Origin of the sequence: Chryseobacterium formosum (assembly GCF_026460885.1) — a bacterium.
Lineage (GTDB): Bacteria > Bacteroidota > Bacteroidia > Flavobacteriales > Weeksellaceae > Chryseobacterium > Chryseobacterium formosus.
In genome coordinates, this window is sequence record NZ_JAOVZW010000001.1 from 556,773 (window position 1) to 576,186 (window position 19,414).

Here is a 19,414-nt window from a genome sequence, read left to right on the forward strand (position 1 = left end):
AATTATGAAAATTACTCATCTTTTAGGACTAGGTGCAATTGCTTTGACAGTTGCTGCGTGTACTACAAACCCGATGACGGGAAGACAATCATTGCAAATAGGAACATTAAATCCTCAAATAACATCATCTGCTGTTCAGCAATATCAACAGACCTTAAAAGAGTCAAAAGTTGTAACTGGAGCTCAGGCTACAATGGTAAAAAAAGTTGGTAACAATATTAAAACTGCTGCTGAAAAATATTACGCAAGTATTGGTAGAAGCTCAGATTTGTCGGGTTATCAGTGGGAATTTAACCTTCTTCAGGATAATCAAATCAACGCTTGGTGTATGCCGGGTGGAAAAGTGGCTGTTTACACGGGAATTCTTCCCATTACTAAAGATGAAACTGGATTAGCCGTTGTAATGGGACATGAAGTTTCTCACGCTTTGGCCGGTCATGGAAATGAAAGAATTTCACAGGCAATGGTAGCTCAATATGGTGGACAGATTCTTGGAGGATCAATCTCCAATGCACAATTAGCGAAAGTGTTTGAAGCAGCCTATCCGATAGGTTCTCAGGTTGCACTTTTAAAATATGGCAGAACTCAGGAATCAGAAGCTGATGAAATGGGTCTGAATTTAATGGCAATTGCAGGATATGATCCAAAGCAGGCAATTCCTTTCTGGAGCAGAATGGAATCTGCATCTTCGGGAGCGAGACAACCTGAGTTTTTATCAACTCACCCAAGTCCGCAAACGAGAATAAGTGACATACAAAAAGATTTACCAAAAGCTTTAGAATATTACAGAGCTGCAGGTGGAAAAGGATAATTATCTTGAAAACTTAAACCCTTTCTTGAATTTAGTAAGGGTTTTTAATTCTAAAAAATATAGATATGAAAAGTCTCTCAGTAATCGGAATGATACTTCTTGCAGTATCGGCTTTATTATTTTATCTCACGACAGATTTTACCGTTGAAAAAATAACCATCTCTCACGTTATGGGAGTAATGGCAGGAATCGGAATCGGTTTGATTTTTGGCGGAATGGTTGGCTACGTAAGCAAAGGTAGTGCTATAAAGGCTGAAGCGAAAAGAAAAGAATTTTTACAGCTTCAAAAAGATAAAGTTGAGCTTGAAAAACAGGCTTTAGAAATTGAGAAACGTCAAGCTGAACTTGAACGGGAAAATACAAATAAAAATCCTCAAATTTAATTTGAGGATTTTTTATGTTTTAAATCGAAATTAGAATTTATATCCTAAACCTAATAAAAATAAGCTTGATCTGTTATCATAATCAATCTCTTGGCTTGATCCTGCAACATTATTGATGAATTTTCTCTGATCTTTAGAAAATGCTCCTTCGTATCTTGCAGAAAGAATAATCTTCTTAATTTCACTTTGTACACCTAATTGGTATCCTACTCTGAATTCTTTAGCATCAACTTTCTGAACGAAATTATCAAAATTATCGCTTTTAGCTAAGTTAAAACTTCCAACAGGTCCTGCGTAAGCGCTTAATAAGTTCCCCAAAACATTTACACCAACCAAAACAGGAATATCTACTCTGCTGTTTTTAGCTTTAATGGTTGTTTGAGCTGCATTTACGTCATTTTGAACCGTAACTTCATTGCTGAAATTAGTGTAATAAATTTCGGGCATTAAATATAATGCAGTTGGCAAATCGATTTTCAAAGATAGACCAACATTGAAACCTGTTATATTTTTTCCATTTTGTTCTACAGTATTCAATGCTGCAGTTTTAAAATTCTTCCAAGAAGCTGAGCTTGTAGGTATTGCGACATTTGCCTTTGCTGCCAAAGAAATCTGCGCCGAAGCAAAAACCGAAAAACCGATGAGTGCTGCACTAATTATTTTTTTCATTATCGTCAATTTTTGTAATTGTATTTTCAATAGTTTTATTATTCTCTAATAAATACTCTCTCAATTCTTTAAATAGTTCTGATGAATAAACGAAATCGATCAGATTTTTATTACCTGCAGTAATAAGAACATCTTTATTACCTTCCCATTCTTTGATTCCCAACCTCAGATATACAATCTTTTCACCAATAGTCATCACCGAGTTCATATCGTGCGTGTTGATAATCGTTGTGGTGTTGTATTCTTTGGTAATTTCAAGCAATAAATCATCAATTACATTGGAAGTATAAGGATCTAATCCTGAGTTTGGCTCATCGCAGAAAAGATATTTTGGGTGATTTACAATTGCTCTTGCAATTGCGACACGTTTTTGCATTCCTCCTGAAATCTCTGATGGAAATTTTCTGTTTGCTTTATCTAAATGTACTCTTCCGATTACCTCAAAAACTCTTCTCTTCTTTTCTCTAAAAGTAAGATTGGTAAACATATCGAGTGGAAACATGATGTTTTCTTCAACAGTTAAAGAGTCAAACAAAGCACTTCCCTGAAATAGTGTACCGATTTCAGAGCGTAAATGTTGCTTTTCTTCACGGTTCATGACATTGATATCTCTTCCATCAAACAAAATTTCTCCTGAGGAAGGTTGATAAACATTCAATAAACTTTTTAGGAAAACTGTTTTTCCGGATCCACTTTGCCCGATAATAAGGTTTGTTTTTCCTTTTTCGAAAGTGGTTGAAATTCCTTTAAGCACTTCAACATCACCAAAACTCTTTTTAAGATTTTTTACCTCAATCATCAGCTTAATATTAATTGTGTTAAAAGTAATTCAGAAATAATAATGAAAACCATCGTCCAAACTACAGCTTGTGTACTTGCTCTACCAACTTCCAACGAACCTCCTTTCACAAAATATCCAAAATAAGAAGGAACAGTGGCAATTACGAATGCAAAAACAATAGTTTTGGCAAAGGCGTAATAAATGAAAAGATTTGGCATATACATCTGAACTCCGGTGATATAATCTGCAGTCGTCCAACTTCCTGTAATCATCCCTGCAAGATAACCTCCCCCGATACCAAAAACGATACTGATGGCAATCAAAATTGGATTAAAAATTAAACATGCTATAATTTTAGGTAAAATCAAGAAATTCGGAGAATTTACTCCCATAATGTCTAAAGCGTCAATTTGCTCAGAAACCCGCATTGTACCGATTGTAGATGCGATATATGATCCTACTTTTCCTGCTAAAATCAAACTGATAATTGTTGGTGCAAATTCCAAAATTAGAACTGCTTTTGTAGCATATCCTACAAAAGCTGGTGGAATTGGGAATGATGATGCGTCAAAGTTATTAAACATCTGAATGGCAACAACCGCTCCCACAAATATAGAGGTGAAGATAACCAACCCAAAAGAGTTGACTCCCAAATCGTTTATTTCCCGCATAAACAGCTTCCAGAAAACTCTCATTTTCTGAGGTTTTTGCATAGATTTACCGATAAGAATCATATATTCTCCTACCGCTGAAAAAAACTTTTTTAACATTCTGCTAAATTAGACTATTTTTATTTAATTAGGTCAACATCGAGGTCGACTGATATTAAGCTTATTTTGCGTTTTTATCTCCTTTTATAACCAATAAAATGGTTTTTAAAATAATTATAAAATCTAAAACAAAGCTCCAGTTTCTTACATAAAATGCATCAGCCAAAATACGTTTGTTCATTTCAATTTCTACGTCTCCTGCATCTCCTCTTAAGCCATTTACTTGTGCTAAACCTGTAATTCCGGGATTGGTATGACTTCTCAAACTGTATCTTCCAATTTTAGGCTTATAATAATTATCAACGGCCAACATGTGAGGTCTTGGTCCTACAACAGACATTTCACCTTTCAAAACATTGATAAACTGCGGCATTTCATCAAGACTGGTTTTCCTCAAAAACTTCCCGATTTTTGTTATTCTTGGATCATTCTCATTCGTTGTTTTCTTTGTTGAATCTTCATTCACAATCATCGTTCTGAATTTGATACAACTAAAAACCTCTTCATGAAAACCATATCTTTTCTGAACGAAAAATACAGGACCTTTAGAACTTCTTTTAATTAAAAAAGCTATTAAAGGAAATAACCACGAACAGATAAATAGCAAAACAAATACCGAAAAAATAATATCAAAAGTTCTTTTCAATAAAAAATTAGAATAATAGTCTAAAGGATATTTGGTCTGCGTTAAAACCGGTTGAGTCTGAATGTAATCTAAATCATAAAAGAAAAAGTTATTCTGAGAAATATTGGGAATCAAAGAAATGTGTACTTTGTTGGCTTCAGCTAATCTGAAAATTTTATTTTGTATTTCTTCATCAAACGAATTTTCTGTAGGAAGAAATAGAGTGTGAATTCCGTTTTTTTTCCAAAAATTAACCAAATTCTCAGGATTAATTTCAGAAAAATTATAATTAAATGTTTTGTAGCCGAAATCTTTTTTTTCTTCAATTATCTTTTTTAAAACATCTGTTGAATTGTTTTCGTTCAAAAACATTACATTCCTATGGTTGATTCCCATTGTCCGGATGTATCTTATCAAAAAATAAACACCCGATTTTAATAGAAAGATGAAAAAGAAAAGATAAAGTGACAACCAAGTCAATTCTGAACCAAAAAACTGATTGCTGCTTACTTTTCGAATAAGAACCAAGCCTATAATGAATAGTAGAAAATGTACAATGATACGTTCTACAAACAGAATGTAGGTAAGATTTCTTGAAATATTATAAATTTTTGTTCTTCCGCTTAGTAGAACCCAAAATGAAATAACCAAAAGCAATGGAAAAGAATTTTCGTACCAAATGTCCTGATTATGAACCAAATCACGGTTTGTATTTATAAAATAGAATATAAAAACCGCTGCAATAACCAAAAGGTCAAGCAAAATGATTAAGGATTTCAGATATCGGGAATATCGTATTCTTTGCATTTATCTTTTATAGAACACAGAAGCTAATATAAGAATTTTACGGAATATTCAAGTATTTATGAGTCTGAACAGAAGCTTGCCAACGAGGGTTTGCAAGAATAAAGTCGGTGATTTTAGGATAAATTTCTTCACGCTTGCTCCATTCACTTTGCAGATACAATTTACAGTTTTCCGAAACTTTTGCAGCCTGTTCCTCTGCAAATTTTAAGTCATTATTATTAAAAACAATCACTTTTAGTTCATGAGCCTTTTGATAAATTTCTTCTTTTGGTAGACCTGTTTTTTTAGGCGAAAGCGTAATCCAATCCAATTGACCGCTCATGGGATAAGCTCCAGAGGTTTCTATGTGAACAGTACAGCCTAATTCCTTTAACTTTCCAGTTAAAATATCTAAATTCCACATCAATGGTTCGCCACCTGTTAATACAACAATTTTACAGTGTTTCGCAGCTGTTTCTGCAATTTCCTCAGCATTCATTAAAGGGTGAAGTGTAGGATCCCAGCTTTCTTTCACATCACACCAATGACAGCCTACATCGCAACCGCCAAGTCTGATAAAATAAGCTGCTTTTCCTGTATGAGCACCTTCTCCCTGAATAGTGTAAAAATGCTCCATCACCGGGAGCATTTTACCTTCTTTTAATAATATATCTTCTACTAAATCCATTTTAAATTAGTCGTTATAGACTGAAGTTTTGTAAGCAATGATGGTGTTTTTCATTAACATCGCTCTTGTCATAGGTCCAACTCCTCCCGGAACTGGCGTGATCCAGCTTGCTTTTTCGGCACAGCTTTCAAAATCTACATCACCTGCCAGATAATATCCTTTTGGAGAATCATTGTCTACTCTTGTAATTCCTACGTCAACGATTACCGCACCGTCTTTGATCATTTCACCTTTCAAAAAGTGTGGATCTCCTAATGCTGTAATCACGATGTCTGCTTTTTTCGTGTATTCTTCGATGTCTTTTGTGTAAGAGTGCGTTAAGGTAACCGTTGAGTTTCCAGGGAAATCTTTTCTTCCCATCAAGATACTCATTGGTCTTCCTACTATTTTACTTCTTCCGATGATGACACAGTCTTTACCTTTCGTTTCGATATTGTATCTTTCCAATAATGTTAAAATTCCGAAAGGCGTTGCGGGTAAGAAAGTATCCATTTCCAATGCCATTTTGCCGAAATTGGTAGGGTGGAAACCGTCAACATCTTTTCTCGGATCGATTGCGTTGATAATTTTCTCCTGATCAACCTGATCGGGTAAAGGCAACTGAACGATAAATCCGTCTACAGATTTATCTTTATTAAGTTCCTCGATTTTTTCCAACAATTCAGATTCAGAAACCGTGCTTGGAAATTTAACTAAGCTAGATTGAAAACCAACTTCTTCACAGTCTTTCACTTTAGCATTTACATACGCCTTGCTCGCTCCGTTGTTTCCAACAAGAATCGCCACCAAATGCGGTGCTCTTCTTTTGTTTTCTAAGATTTTATCAACTTCAACCTTGATTTCTGCTTTTATTTCTTTGGAAACTTTTAATCCGTCAAGAATTTCTGCCATTTTTACTTTTATTACTTTATTAGACTTTTAGATATTTAAAATAAATGTATTTAAGATGAGTTTTTACTTTCATTATTTCATCAAACATTCACCTGTTATCCTTTTATTTATTTATTTATTTGATTTATAATAATTAATCAACCCATTTGTAGAAGAGTCATGAGAGCTAATTGCTTCATTATTTTCAAGTTCCGGCAAGATTTTGTTTGCTAAAACTTTTCCTAATTCAACTCCAAATTGGTCAAAACTGAAAATATTCCAAATAACACCCTGTACAAATATTTTGTGCTCATACATTGCAATCAACTGACCTAAAGAAAAAGGAGTTAATTCATTTATTAACAGTGAGTTTGTAGGCGTATTTCCGTGGAAGACTTTGTAATTTAATAAGAAATCAATTTCTTCTTCAGATTTTCCTGAAGCTTTTAATTCAGCTTCAACTTCTTCCTCGTTTTTACCAAAAGACAAAGCTTCAGTTTGTGCAAAAAAGTTTGCCAACAATTTATCCTGATGGTCAGAAACTTCATTTGGACTTTTCGCATACGCAATAAAATCGGCAGGAATTAATTCTGTTCCCTGATGAATCAACTGATAAAAAGCGTGCTGCCCGTTTGTTCCTGGTTCACCCCAAATGATTGGTCCTGTTTCATATTCAACAAATTCACCGTTTCTGTCGACACATTTTCCATTGCTTTCCATATCTCCCTGTTGAAGATAGGCTGCAAATCTGTCTAGATATTGAGAGTAAGGAAGAATTGCATGAGTTGTTGCAGCATAGAAATTACGATACCAAATTCCTAAAAGTCCCATCAACACAGGAACGTTTTCAGAAAAATCTGCCGTTTGAAAATGCTGATCTGTGTTTTCAGCACCTTTTAATAATTGCTCAAAATTGTCATATCCTACGGCAAGTACGATGCTTAAGCCAATTGCGCTCCACAAAGAATATCTTCCGCCAACCCAATCCCAGAATTCGAAGATATTTTCTTCTGCAATTCCAAAGTCTTTAACTGCTTGAACGTTAGTTGATAAAGCTACAAAGTGTTTTGCCACATCTTCCTGTTTTCCAGCTTTTAAGAACCAGTCTTTAGCAGAATTAGCATTCGTCATTGTCTCCTGCGTCGTAAAGGTTTTAGAAGCAATTATGAATAAAGTTGTTTCAGGGTTTAAATTTTTAACAACCTCTGCAATATGATTTCCGTCTACATTGGAAACGAAATGAACGTTTAATCTTGTTTTAAAATGCTTCAAAGCTGAAACCACCATAACAGGTCCCAAATCTGAACCTCCGATTCCGATGTTCACAACATCAGTAATTTCTTTTCCACTGAAACCTTTGTGATTTCCTGAAATTACGTTTTCAGAAAAAGATTTCATGTGGTCAAGAACTCTTTTTATTTGGGGTTTGATGTTTTCTCCATCCACCAAAATTTCCTTATCCGAAAAATCTCTTAATGCTGTATGTAAAACTGCTCTCCCTTCTGTTTCGTTGATTTTATCTCCTGAAAACATTTTAGAAATTGCATCCTTCAACTGACATTCTTCTGCAAGATTTAATAATAATTCTTTTGTTCTTGTATCAATCAAGTTTTTAGAATAATCGAATAGAAAATTATCTTTTTTGATAGAAAACTCTTCAAAACGGTTCGGATTGTATTGAAAAAGACTTCTCAATTCAAAATCATTATCTCCAAAATGTTCGTCGAGAGCTTTCCAACTATTAGTTTGTGTAGGATTTATTTTAGATAGCATATTTAGGGTTAAATTATAAGATTTCAGGAATTAATTGGAATGAAATTCTCTAAAATCGGTGTTGTTAAATTCTGATTTGCAAATTTACGGAATTTTCATGCAATGATGTTAATTGTGGATTAAAAATCAGTTGGTGAGCTTCAATTCTATTCCAAGATTTCCGATACTTCGGTTGTTATTATTTGAACCATTTACAAATGTCCAGCCTTTATCCGATAAATTACCGAGAATAATATTTTTAGTAGTTTCTTTAATAGAACCAATCATTGGGTCATGTGCGGTAATTTCTTTTTTCTCACCATTCATAATCATCATTTTCTGATATGAATTTTCCTGATTCAAAATCCATTCAAATCCTACAATAATTCCTTCTTTTGGAAGAAGAAATGCTTTTGGAAAGATATATTCTGTAATTTTTTTATTTTTAAAACATGTCACAATAACTGATTTGTATAGCTCACCCGGAATCCCGTTTTCATTATAATAAATGTTGACTTTTATTGTGGCAGATTTTTTAGAAAATAACCTTGAGTAAAACTTTAGTGATTGTACAAATAATGGTTCCTCAGAAACGTCACTTTTCAATTCTTTAGCAACCATCCAAATGATACTGTTCACTCCGTAAAAAGTACTTTCTTTTGCTACTTTTCCTATGATAAATGTTTTAGAAGATTTAGGCTTAGCAATTTTAACTTCATCAATATCGGTGAATTTGGGCTTTAATAAATAAGTTTTTTGGACTTGTTTTACTTGAAAATTTTCATATCCAAAAGATTGTATTTCCGATATTTCTTCATCTTGTTCCAGAGTAATTTCTCCATTTTCTTCTGTGTTTTTGTAATAATCCTTGTCTTTTAAAATGAGTTTAGCGTAAGGAATCGGCTTTTGGTTTTCTGAATCTAAAATTTTGATTCGATTTTGAGAAAAAATTGATAAGCTTAGAATAAAAAAAAGTGCAGTAAAAATTTTGGTCATTGTTTTTATTTGAATGATTAACGCACTTTCCCGAGTTTTATTGAATGGATAAGGAATAAAATATCTTCTTGTGTAGATTTATTTTTTATAAAACAAAATAAAAAAACCTCCGCAAAAGCGAAGGCTCAGAAAAATCTATGTTGATAACCTAAAGGTTAGGATGCCGTATTTTGTTCTTTTGTCTGTTGTTTATTATTAGATTTGTTTTTTCGGTAAAAGTAAAATGCGATGGCTGCAATTAGTACAATTGGCCAAATCATAATTAATCCAACAATCAATCTTTGAATCAAATAATACCCTTCCACAAAGGCATTTTTGGCGCTGTAAAAGAAATTGAATTTATATTTATTGTCAATATTTTTCGAGTTAGTAACGGCAATTTCAGCAATCCTCAGTTTTGGTTCTTGGATGTAAATATCAACGGTGCTGTATTTTAAATTATCCGAAACATCCATATTGGCTAGCTGCTGCAGGTTTCCGTCGGACATATTTTCGTTATCTAAAGTTACCTTGTCTTTATTTGCCTTGAGTTGTGAAATATTTTCTTCATTTTTCTTGATTCTTTTTCCTTCCAATTCTGCATATTTAATACTTGAAGTCACATCTTCGGCATTGATAATTCTTGAATTCAGAAATAGTTTTTTATCATTAATTAAAGTTAAAAACTTACCTAATTTTTCTGTTGGTACACGAACCAGCATCGAATTTTCAGTCTGATATTTTTTCACAAGCATTGCGTCTTCATCGGAAGTATTATAAGTTTCCTCTGAAATTACTCTGCTTTGTAAATCGCTGTGCGTAACAAATCCTCCAAGTTCCTGTACTGATTTCTCAATGGAAATTGTTGCATTATAAACATCTTTTACTTCCATGTTTACATTGGCTGTTTTGATGAATTGTTTGTCTTTCACGGACATTGTTGCAACCGAGGAAATACTGTCTGCTACAATTTCTTTATTGGCTTCCAAATTTTCATAATCACTTGCGGTTGCTTCGCCTTTTTTACATGAGTAAACTCCCAATAATAGTGCTGTTGCGATAGTTAATCTGATGTGAGTAGTTTTCATAATATTTGATTTTTTAATGTTTTGCTTACTTCAAAGTTGAAAACGAAACCTTTGTAATGTTTGAAAATAGGAAGTAAAAAAATTGTAAATAAAATATTCTGTTTAAATTATTATAAATCAAGGTTTTGTAAAATGTTAAAGTCTGTGTCTGTGGTATTTCGGATTGATTTTTGCTTAAATTTTACAAATCAAACCAAAATCAATATGTCTAATACTTTTTCCAAAATCAGAAATGCCATAGAATTATTTAAATCAATCGATTTTGATCAGCTTAGCCAAATTTCGCAAAAAGTAAATCTTCCCAAACTCATGGAAAACTTTTCCAAATTGGATGATAAGCAACTCAGTGGAATGATGAAAATGCTCGACCCAAATAAGAAAAAGAAAGAACTTCCGCCTATTGATGGAGATTTCTATGACATTTACCACACTTTAACTCCCGAACAAAGAGAAGTTCAGCTAAAAGTAAGAGCGTTCATGGAAAAAGAAGTAAAACCTTTGGTCAATCATTATTGGCTAAGAGATGAATTTCCACATGAATTAATTCCAAAATTTCAGAAATTAGATATTTGTGGCGTAACATACGAAGGTTACGGCTGCAAAGGAATGCCTTTTCTCATGGAAGGAGTTATTGCAATGGAAATGGCAAGAATCGATGCGTCTATCGCAACTTTCTTTGGCGTTCAATCTGGTTTGGCAATGGGCTCAATCTACATTTGCGGATCTGAAGAACAAAAACAAAAATGGCTTCCACAAATGCAAAAGTTTGAAAAAATCGGCGCATTTGGTTTGACTGAACCTGAAGTGGGTTCCGGAGCTGCAGGAGGTTTAACCGTAACATGCAAAAAAACTCCAGAGGGTTGGGTTTTAAACGGACAAAAAAAATGGATTGGGAATGCAACTTTTGCAGATTTAATTATTATTTGGGCAAGAGATTTAGATGACGGTGAAGTAAAAGGTTTTATCGTTGAAAAAGATAATCCTGGATATTCTGTTGAGAAAATTAAAGGGAAAATGGCTTTAAGAATCGTTCAGAATGGTTTGATCACCTTAAAAGACTGTATTGTAACAGAAGAGAATCGTTTACAAAATGCTAACTCCTTCAAAGACACCGCAAAAGTTTTAAGAATGACTAGAGCCGGAGTTGCCTGGATGGCGACAGGTTGTGCAAGAGGAGCTTATGAAAGTGCATTAGATTACACAAGAACAAGAGAGCAATTTGGAAAGCCGATTGCCTCATTTCAAATGATTCAGGGACATCTAGTCGAAATGTTATCAAATCTTACTGCAATGCAGACGATGGTTTTCAGACTTTCTGAAATGCAGGATGAAGGTATTTTAAAAGACGAGCATGCTTCTTTAGCCAAAGTTTTTTGTACGATGAGAACAAGAGATGTCGTTTCAAGAGCACGAGAAGTAATGGGCGGAAATGGAATTTTGCTCGAATATGATGTGGCAAGATTTGTTGCCGATGCCGAAGCGATTTATTCTTATGAAGGAACAAAAGAAATCAATTCACTGATTGTTGGAAGATCAATTACAGGTTTCAGTGCATTCGTATAATTAATGTGAATGGTCAATTGTCAATTCGCTTTGCTTGTCAATTTTAAATTCACTTGCGAAGCAAAATTCACCATTGACCATTCACCTCTTTATTTCACTAAAGCTTTATACTTGTCTTTATTATCGATAATCATCCAGATATTAATCAGGAAAAGAACTCCTGCAATCGACATTCCCATTTGAGATTTGTCAATTGTGAAAACATGGAGAACAATTCCGACCATTACCGGTAAAATCATAATAGCTCCTAAAGCTCTTGTTTTTGGAAAAATAAATAATAATCCGCCAATTACTTCAACGGCACCAACTAAAGGCATCAACCAATGCAATTGATTAAACGCTTCGAAGATTTTCATTTGCTCTGGTGTTGGTTTCGGCATTGGCATGTAATTGAGGAACTTGTTTAATCCGGCATTGATAAACATTAAACCGAAAAGAAGACTGATAATAAATTTAATGATTTTCATGAGTTGATTTTTTATTAAAATTAAATAAAATTCCAATTCGGTGTGAAAAAATCAATAAAAATTAAATTTTAGCGGAAATTACCAATTGCTCATTGCTAATTACTCATGACTTAGTCCATTTCTTTCAAAGTAATATTCTTTGAAATTTTGTAGCTTTTCTTTTTCTTGTTGGGTTTTTCATCTTCGCCGAGAAGTTTTCCCCAAGGTTGTAAACCTTCAACTCTTTCAAAAATAATTTTAATAATCGCAATGGCAGGAATACATAAAAACATTCCTGAAATTCCCCAAAGATGCTCGCCTAAAAGAATTCCGATAAAAGAAAATAGTGCGTTAATTTTCACTTTTGAACCAACAACGAAAGGAAGAATAATATTTCCGTCAATCGCATGAACAATAACGTAACCAATCGCAACATATACACAAGTTGAAACCGTTCCCGTTGCAAAAGCGATAAAGCATGAAATTATTAGCGAAATACAAATTCCAATATAAGGAATAACGTTTAATAAACCAGTTAAAACACCTAACAAAATCGCGTATTTTACACCTAAAATAGTCAAAACAATCGTAGTCAAAACAGAAACAATAATCACTTGAAGACATAATCCGATGATGTATCTTTTTGTCATAATTCTTACTTCAGAAACGACTTCCTGAACGCTCGCTTTATGCTTTTCATTGAAAACATTAACAATAAAATTATTTAAAATTCTTCTGTAATTTAAAATGAAAATAAAGAATAAGATAAAAAAAGCTAAAAATCCCAAACTTGAAGAAAAAATTCCAAAAGTAAAACCTAAAATTACTCCAGATGAAGACAAGAGTTTGCTTAAACCTTGATCCAGATAATCCAGCTGTTCATCTATTTTTACGTTAAAAGTATGTGAAACCCAAGTCTGAAGATTATGGAAAACCAGATTAAACTGCTTCGTCAGATGCGGAACATCACGACTGAAACTGGAAATTTGAGAACCAAAGAAAAAAATCATTCCAGTCAAAATAATCAACATCATCATCACTGAAATAATGGTAGAAATTGATCGTGGAAGTCTTAGTTTCTTTTCTAAAAAATTAGCAATCGGCAGAAAAAGCATCGCCATCAAAAACGCTAGAAAGAAAGGAGCTAAAATGCTCTGCCCTAAATTGATAAGGTAGCCGATTCCAATAATGGAAACGACTGCTAAAGCAAGTTTAAGAAGAAAAGGAAGTTTAAAAAAGTTCATGGGAAAGTTTTTCTACACATAACAAAAACCTCACCGTTTACGATGAGGTTATAAATTTATAAATAAAAAATTATTTTTCGATAGCCAGTTCGAGAACTTCATTCATCCAGCTTACATAGTTTACTTTCAGATTTTTCAGATAATCTTGTTTGATTTCTTCTACGTCTTTTCTGTTGGCTTCACACAAAATTACTTCTTTAATTCCTGCTCTTGTTGCAGCAAGAAGTTTTTCTTTGATTCCGCCTACAGGAAGCACTTTTCCTCTTAATGTAATTTCCCCGGTCATTGCCAAATGAGGTTTTACTTTTTTGTTTTTAAAAGAAGAAACCATCGAGGTTAACATGGCAATTCCGGCAGAAGGTCCGTCTTTTGGAGTTGCTCCTTCAGGAACGTGAACGTGAATGTTTTTCTTTTCTAAATCATCTTCGCTAATTCCTAAATCTTCATATTTAGCTTTAATATATTCCAAAGCAATCGTTGCGGATTCTTTCATTACGGTTCCAAGATTTCCAGTCATCGTAAGATTTCCTTTTCCGTTGCTGATTAAGCTTTCGATAAATAAAATATCTCCACCAACGCTTGTCCAAGCCAAACCTGTAACAACTCCCGGTACATCAGTTGGTTCCGATAGACTTTTCGGTCTTGGAACGCCTAAAATCTCGTCTACTTTATCTACAGAAATTTTAGCATCATATTCTCTTACCAAAGCAGTCTGCAAAGCAACCCAACGAGCAATTCCAGCGATTCTTTTTTCTAAACTTCTCACGCCACTTTCAGAAGTATGGGCTTCGATAATATGTTTCAGTTCAGGATTTCCAAGTTTGAAAGATTTTGCAGTCAAACCGTTTTCATCCTGTTGTTTCTTAATTAAATGTCTCTTAGCAATTTCAATTTTTTCCTCCAAAGTATAACCTGCAATCTGAATGATTTCCATTCTATCCAAAAGCGGAGTTTGAATTGTTGAAAGTGAGTTTGCGGTCGCCAAAAACATTACTTTAGATAAATCATAACCCATTTCAAGGAAATTGTCATAGAAAGCATTGTTTTGTTCAGGGTCAAGAACTTCTAATAAAGCCGAGCTCGGATCGCCATGCATTCCTTTTCCTACTTTATCAATTTCGTCTAAAACAATTACGGGATTTGAGGTTCCTGCTTTTTTAATAGACTGAAGAATTCTTCCTGCCATCGCACCGATGTATGTTTTTCTGTGGCCTCGAATTTCACTTTCGTCATGAAGTCCACCCAAAGAAACACGTACATATTTTCTTCCCAAAGCATCAGCAACAGATTTTCCTAAAGAAGTTTTACCAACTCCTGGAGGACCTACCAATAATAGGATAGGCGATTTCATGTTGTTTTTCAATTTTAAAACAGCCATGTGTTCCAAAATTCTTTTTTTGATGTCTTCTAAACCGAAATGTGCTTTATCTAAAACTTTTTCGGCTTTTTCTATGTCAAAAGTATCTTTTGTGAAAGTATCCCAAGGTAAATCGGTAAAAAAATCCAGATAGTTTCTTTGGACATTATAATCCGGAGAATTCGGATTTTGACGTTGCAGTCTTCCGATTTCTTTTTGAAAATGTTCTTCAACCTCGGCGTTCCAGTTTTTAGCTTTTGCTTTTTTTAGTAAATCTTCAACATCGCTTTCTGGGCCACCACCCAATTCATCCTGAATCGTTCTGATTTGTTGGTTTAAGAAATATTCTCGTTGTTGTTTGTCAAGATCTTTTGAGGTTTTTTGATGAATCTGATTTCTCAATTCCAGCTTTCTGAAATCTTCATGCATCATTTCATAGCAAGTGTTTGCTCTTTGCATCAAGCTTTTTTCCTCCAGAAGTTTTTGCTTTTCAGAATATGGAAAATTGGCATTTGTACTGATGAAATTTAAAAGATCATCATTATTACTAATGTTTTTTATCGCAAAATTAGCAGCATTCGGAATGTTAGGATCAAGCTCAATAATTTTTAAGGCTAGATCTTTTACATTTTCCAATAATGCTTCGTATTCTTCTTTATTTTTAGCCTTTACATCTTTTAACTTAGTAATTTCAGCTTTAAAATAAGGCTTAGAGTCTACAATTTTTTTGATTTTAAATCTGTGAAAACCTTTTGTAATCGCTGTAATATTTCCTTCAGGAAGCTTAATGATTTTGATAATCTTTGCTAAAGTTCCTATTTGATAAAGATCTTTTTCGGTGGGTTGCTCAATATCTGAGTTTTTTTGGCTCACAATACCGATGTAGTCACCGTTTTGCTGAGCTTCTTCAAGCAATTGAATAGATGTTTTTCTTCCTGCAGTAATAGGAATTACCACATTCGGGAACATTACCATATTTCTTACGGGAAGTATTGGGAAAATGTCTTGATCTGAGTTTTTCTCGTTGTCAACATTCAGGTCTGAAAGGTTGATTTCTTCGGCTACAATATTAAAGCCCTCACCAAGAATATCCTCAAAATTTATATCTTCAAATTCTGTCATAATAAATCGAATGACAAATTGTCATTTTCAGTTAAATTCGTTATAATGATATTTCACAATATGCTTCAAAAAAGCATTATATATGAACTGTGCATAAATTTGTCAAGATTAGTGCCATTTCTTAATCGTTAAAAAATACGGTCAAAATTTCCATTTTAATAGTATTTGAATTTTAAAAATTAAAAACACGACTTATATTTCTGTAATTTCTTAAAAATGTGTATTTTCGCACACTGATATAAAAACTATATTTATAAAATGGCAATTTTAGGACAGATTAGAAGTAAACCTTGGCTCTTGATGGGAGTTATCGCATTAGCACTTTTGGCTTTTTTGGTAAATCCTGACAGTATTGATAAGGTTTTCGGAAAAAACCCTGATGTTTTAGGAAAAGTAAATGGTGAAAAAATTACTCGTGAAGAGTACAATGATCAGCTTTTCGTATTACAGCAGCAAGCTGAGCAGCAACAGCAACCAAAAACCGGACTTGAAGAGCAGGCTTGGCAATTGCTTGTACAATCGAAATTGGTAAAGCAGCAATTTGAAAAAATGGGCTTTGAAATGACAGACGATTTGTTCTGGAATCAAATTCAGTACGATCAAATGTTTGCTCAAAATCAACAGTTGTTTGACGAAAAAGGTAATTTCAAACTTCAGGAATTGAAGAAAGAAGTTGAAACTTTACAAAATACTAACCCTGAAGCATACAGTCAATGGTTGAAAACAAAGAAAACTATTGAGTACAGAATTATGGCAAGACAGGTTTTTGCTAATATTTCTACAGGTATCACAACTGGTAAAAAAGAAGCTGAAGAATTAATGAAAGAAAGAGATCAGCTTGCTGATATCGATTTCGTGAAAGTTGATTACGCTTCTTATCTTCAGAAAAATAAAATCAAAGTTACGACTGAAGATTTAAAAAAATACATTGATCAGCATCCGGTACAATTTAAAACTGAACCAAGCAGAAACTTAGGAATTGCATTTTTCCCTTCTCAGCCGAGTCCTGCTGATGAAGTTGCGGTACAAAAAGATATTACAAAAATCTTTTCAGGAGGTACTGATGCAAGTGGAGGAAAGGAAAACTTCCAAAACACGACAAACGATTCTATGTTTGTAATGGCAAATTCAGATATGCCTTACAATAATACATATGTTCAGGCAAATCAAATGCCTCAAGGTTTACAAGGTAAAATCGAAACTGCTGCAATCGGACAAGTTTTTGGTCCTTACAAAGAGCAGAATCTTTATGTGCTTTCTAAATTAATTGATAAGAAACCGTCTGATTCTACATTGTCAAATCATATCTTAATCGCTTATAAAGGTGCTGAAAGATCTACGGCAACAAGATCAAAAGAAGAAGCTAAAAAAATTGCTGACAGCTTAATGGCTGGAATTAAAGCTAATCCTGCGAAATTTGCTGAAGGCCTTAAGCTTTCTGATGAACCAGGTGCTGCTGAAAGAAAAGGAAGTGTGGGTTGGACGACTCCTCAAAGTCAGTTTGCTCCAGGATATTTAGCATTTTTGGCTAATAATCCTAAAGGAACAACAGGTTTAGCTGAAACAGCTTTTGGTTACCATATTATCAATATCGAAGATAAAAAAGCTGGAACGATGGGGTATAAAGTTGCTCACATTGTAAAAACAATCAAGCCTTCTGAAGCTACTGAAGCTGACGTAGATAAAAAAGCTAGAAGATTTATCCAACAAATTCAAGGGAAATCTTACAATGATTTCGTGAATATTGCTAAAAAATCAAACTACCAATATTCTAATGCTAAAACAGCAAAAAGATTTGATGGTCAGTTACAAGGTTTAGGAACTGATAAAGATGGAGAAATCATAGCTTGGGCTTTCGATAAGAAAAGAGAAAAAGGAGATACAGAATTCTTTACAGTAGAAGGTACAGGTGATAAAGTTGTTGTTTACTTAAACGGAAAACAAGAAAAAGGTCTTGCAGATCCTGAATCTGTAAGAGAGCAAATTGAAACAATTGTTCAAAATAAAATGGCTGCAAAACAGATTTCAGAGAAAATCGGAAAAGCAGGGAATTTAGATCAAGTTGCTAAAACTTTTGCTACAACAAAACAGTCTGCACAGGTTAATATGCTTAATCCTTCTGTAGCTGGAGCAATGGAGCCTAAAGTTGCAGGTGCAGCATTTGGTATTGCAAAAGGTAAAACTTCAAACCCAATTGAAGGTGGAACCGGGGTTTATGTTATCGTTAAGAAAAACGAAACTGTAAACAAGCAGCCAGGAGATGCAAAACAGTTTACAGAGTCTGTTACTCAGAGAAATCAAGGAATGTTTGGTCAGGCTTGGTTGAAAAGTTTACAAGATAATGCAGATATCGATGATTATAGAATCGAAATTTGGAGCAAAGTTGGAAATCAACAATAAGAATCTGATTTAAAAAATATAAAAGCGTCAAAATTATTTTGGCGCTTTTTTTGTATTTAACGCAGTGCAATAAAGAGATGCATTAATTTAAAATGTACTATATTTGCTAACATTAGAAAAAATTTAACAAGTGAAATTCAGTAAAGAATTAAAAGCTGGTTTAATATCGCTTTTGGCCATTATTGGCTTCGTGATTTTATTTCAGTTTATGAAAGGCAGAAGCCTTTTTACTACCGACAATATATTTTATGCAAAATATGATAATGTGGAAGGTTTAACGCAATCTTCTCCAGTTTCCATCAATGGTTTGAAAGTAGGACAGGTTGACAAAATCCTTCCTCAAACTTCTAAAGATGGAAAAATTCATTTTATTGTTAAGATTACTGTTGATGATAATTTTGAATTTTCAAAAAACTCCAATCTTGAGATTTTTGAACCTAGTTTAATGGGCGGTAAAGAGATGAGAGTAAATCTTTTTTACGGCGGTCCTACTGCAAAAGACGGAGATACTTTGAAAGGTGCTTTCAAATTGGGAATGATGAACAGTCTTTCTTCTCAGGTTGGTCCGGTTAAAGATCAGTTGCAAACTGTTTTGCATAGAGTAGATTCTTTGATGGCAAATGCAAACATGGTGATGAATGCTCAAAACAGAGAAGAAATCAAAGCTTTGCTTCATAATTTAAACAAAACTGTTGGTGCATTAGAAACAACTGCAGGAAGTGTAAATAAATTGGTTGGAAACAACGATCCTAAGCTTCAGAAAGTTTTGGATGAAGCAAGTCTTACCATGAAAAGTGGTAAAGTTACTTTAGATAAATACGGAAATCTTGCAGAAAGTATCGATACAAAACAATTGAATCAAACAATTGCTAATTTGGATCAAACTGTTGGTAAATTGAACAGTGTAGTTTCTGGAATTGACAAAGGTGAAGGTAGTTTAGGTAAAATCATGAAAGACGATCAGTTGTACAACAATTTGAATTCTGCTTCTACCAACTTAAATTCTTTAATTGAAGATATGAAAGCCAATCCTAAGAGATACATTAATTTCTCAGTTTTCGGTAAGAACAGTAAAGACTAAATC

At 33.7% G+C, this 19,414-nt stretch carries 17 protein-coding genes; 5 read left to right on the plus strand and 12 right to left on the minus strand.

The window, feature by feature from the left end; all coding sequences use genetic code 11:
• The first annotated feature begins 4 nt into the window (after positions 1–4).
• Together OF897_RS02715 and OF897_RS02720 are read left to right on the plus strand one after the other, a co-directional pair.
• Positions 5–811: a M48 family metallopeptidase gene (locus OF897_RS02715; protein ID WP_267264146.1), complete on the plus strand. Its 807-nt coding sequence runs from the start codon at positions 5–7 to the stop codon at positions 809–811.
• 65 nt (positions 812–876) lie between these two features.
• Entirely contained in the window at positions 877–1,194 is a 318-nt protein-coding gene (locus tag OF897_RS02720; protein WP_267264147.1) for a hypothetical protein, read from the plus strand.
• Positions 1,195–1,224: 30 nt separating this feature from the next.
• On the opposite strand, the gene OF897_RS02725 is transcribed toward OF897_RS02720, so the two are convergent.
• The 9 genes from OF897_RS02725 to OF897_RS02765 form a co-directional block, all read right to left on the minus strand.
• Positions 1,225–1,863, minus strand: coding sequence for an outer membrane beta-barrel protein (locus OF897_RS02725; RefSeq protein ID WP_267264148.1), 639 nt, complete (start codon positions 1,861–1,863; stop codon positions 1,225–1,227).
• The gene (locus OF897_RS02730) at positions 1,847–2,662 is read right to left on the minus strand and encodes an ABC transporter ATP-binding protein (protein ID WP_267264149.1); all 816 of its coding nucleotides are present in this window, start codon (positions 2,660–2,662) and stop codon (positions 1,847–1,849) included. The genes OF897_RS02725 and OF897_RS02730 overlap by 17 nt, the downstream gene beginning before the upstream one ends.
• Positions 2,662–3,414 (minus strand): MlaE family ABC transporter permease, encoded by a 753-nt coding sequence (locus OF897_RS02735; RefSeq protein WP_267264150.1) that lies wholly within the window; start codon positions 3,412–3,414, stop codon positions 2,662–2,664. Before OF897_RS02735 ends, OF897_RS02730 begins: the two co-directional genes overlap by 1 nt.
• 61 nt (positions 3,415–3,475) lie before the next feature.
• Positions 3,476–4,846: an exopolysaccharide biosynthesis polyprenyl glycosylphosphotransferase gene (locus OF897_RS02740; RefSeq protein ID WP_267264151.1), complete on the minus strand. Its 1,371-nt coding sequence runs from the start codon at positions 4,844–4,846 to the stop codon at positions 3,476–3,478.
• Between the two features lie 37 nt (positions 4,847–4,883).
• Entirely contained in the window at positions 4,884–5,513 is a 630-nt protein-coding gene (locus OF897_RS02745) for a 7-carboxy-7-deazaguanine synthase QueE (RefSeq protein WP_267264152.1), read from the minus strand.
• 6 nt (positions 5,514–5,519) lie between these two features.
• Positions 5,520–6,404, minus strand: coding sequence for a bifunctional 5,10-methylenetetrahydrofolate dehydrogenase/5,10-methenyltetrahydrofolate cyclohydrolase (locus OF897_RS02750; protein WP_267264153.1), 885 nt, complete (start codon positions 6,402–6,404; stop codon positions 5,520–5,522).
• A 111-nt stretch (positions 6,405–6,515) separates the two neighbouring features.
• A complete protein-coding gene (gene pgi, locus OF897_RS02755; protein WP_267264154.1) occupies positions 6,516–8,156 on the minus strand; it encodes a glucose-6-phosphate isomerase in 1,641 nt (546 codons plus the stop codon).
• A gap of 126 nt (positions 8,157–8,282) precedes the next feature.
• Positions 8,283–9,131, minus strand: a complete 849-nt coding sequence (locus OF897_RS02760) for a hypothetical protein (protein WP_267264155.1) — start codon at positions 9,129–9,131, stop codon at positions 8,283–8,285.
• Positions 9,132–9,286: 155 nt separating this feature from the next.
• Complete coding sequence (locus tag OF897_RS02765; RefSeq protein ID WP_267264156.1) at positions 9,287–10,198, minus strand: DUF4349 domain-containing protein; 912 nt, start codon at positions 10,196–10,198, stop codon at positions 9,287–9,289.
• A gap of 204 nt (positions 10,199–10,402) precedes the next feature.
• Here OF897_RS02765 and OF897_RS02770 point away from each other — a divergent pair, with 204 nt between their 5' ends.
• Positions 10,403–11,761, plus strand: a complete 1,359-nt coding sequence (locus OF897_RS02770) for an acyl-CoA dehydrogenase family protein (RefSeq protein ID WP_267264157.1) — start codon at positions 10,403–10,405, stop codon at positions 11,759–11,761.
• Between the two features lie 89 nt (positions 11,762–11,850).
• Here the strand turns inward: OF897_RS02770 and OF897_RS02775 are convergent, their stop codons facing one another.
• The 3 genes from OF897_RS02775 to lon form a co-directional block, all read right to left on the minus strand.
• Positions 11,851–12,228 (minus strand): MauE/DoxX family redox-associated membrane protein, encoded by a 378-nt coding sequence (locus tag OF897_RS02775; protein ID WP_267264158.1) that lies wholly within the window; start codon positions 12,226–12,228, stop codon positions 11,851–11,853.
• 110 nt (positions 12,229–12,338) lie between these two features.
• Positions 12,339–13,451: an AI-2E family transporter gene (locus tag OF897_RS02780; RefSeq protein WP_267264159.1), complete on the minus strand. Its 1,113-nt coding sequence runs from the start codon at positions 13,449–13,451 to the stop codon at positions 12,339–12,341.
• Positions 13,452–13,521: 70 nt separating this feature from the next.
• Complete coding sequence (gene lon / locus OF897_RS02785; protein ID WP_267264160.1) at positions 13,522–15,930, minus strand: endopeptidase La; 2,409 nt, start codon at positions 15,928–15,930, stop codon at positions 13,522–13,524.
• 258 nt (positions 15,931–16,188) lie between these two features.
• Between lon and OF897_RS02790 the strand changes: the two genes are divergently transcribed.
• Positions 16,189–18,330 (plus strand): peptidylprolyl isomerase, encoded by a 2,142-nt coding sequence (locus tag OF897_RS02790; protein WP_267264161.1) that lies wholly within the window; start codon positions 16,189–16,191, stop codon positions 18,328–18,330.
• 130 nt (positions 18,331–18,460) lie between these two features.
• A complete protein-coding gene (locus tag OF897_RS02795; protein ID WP_267264162.1) occupies positions 18,461–19,411 on the plus strand; it encodes an MlaD family protein in 951 nt (316 codons plus the stop codon).
• Positions 19,412–19,414: the final 3 nt, after the last annotated feature.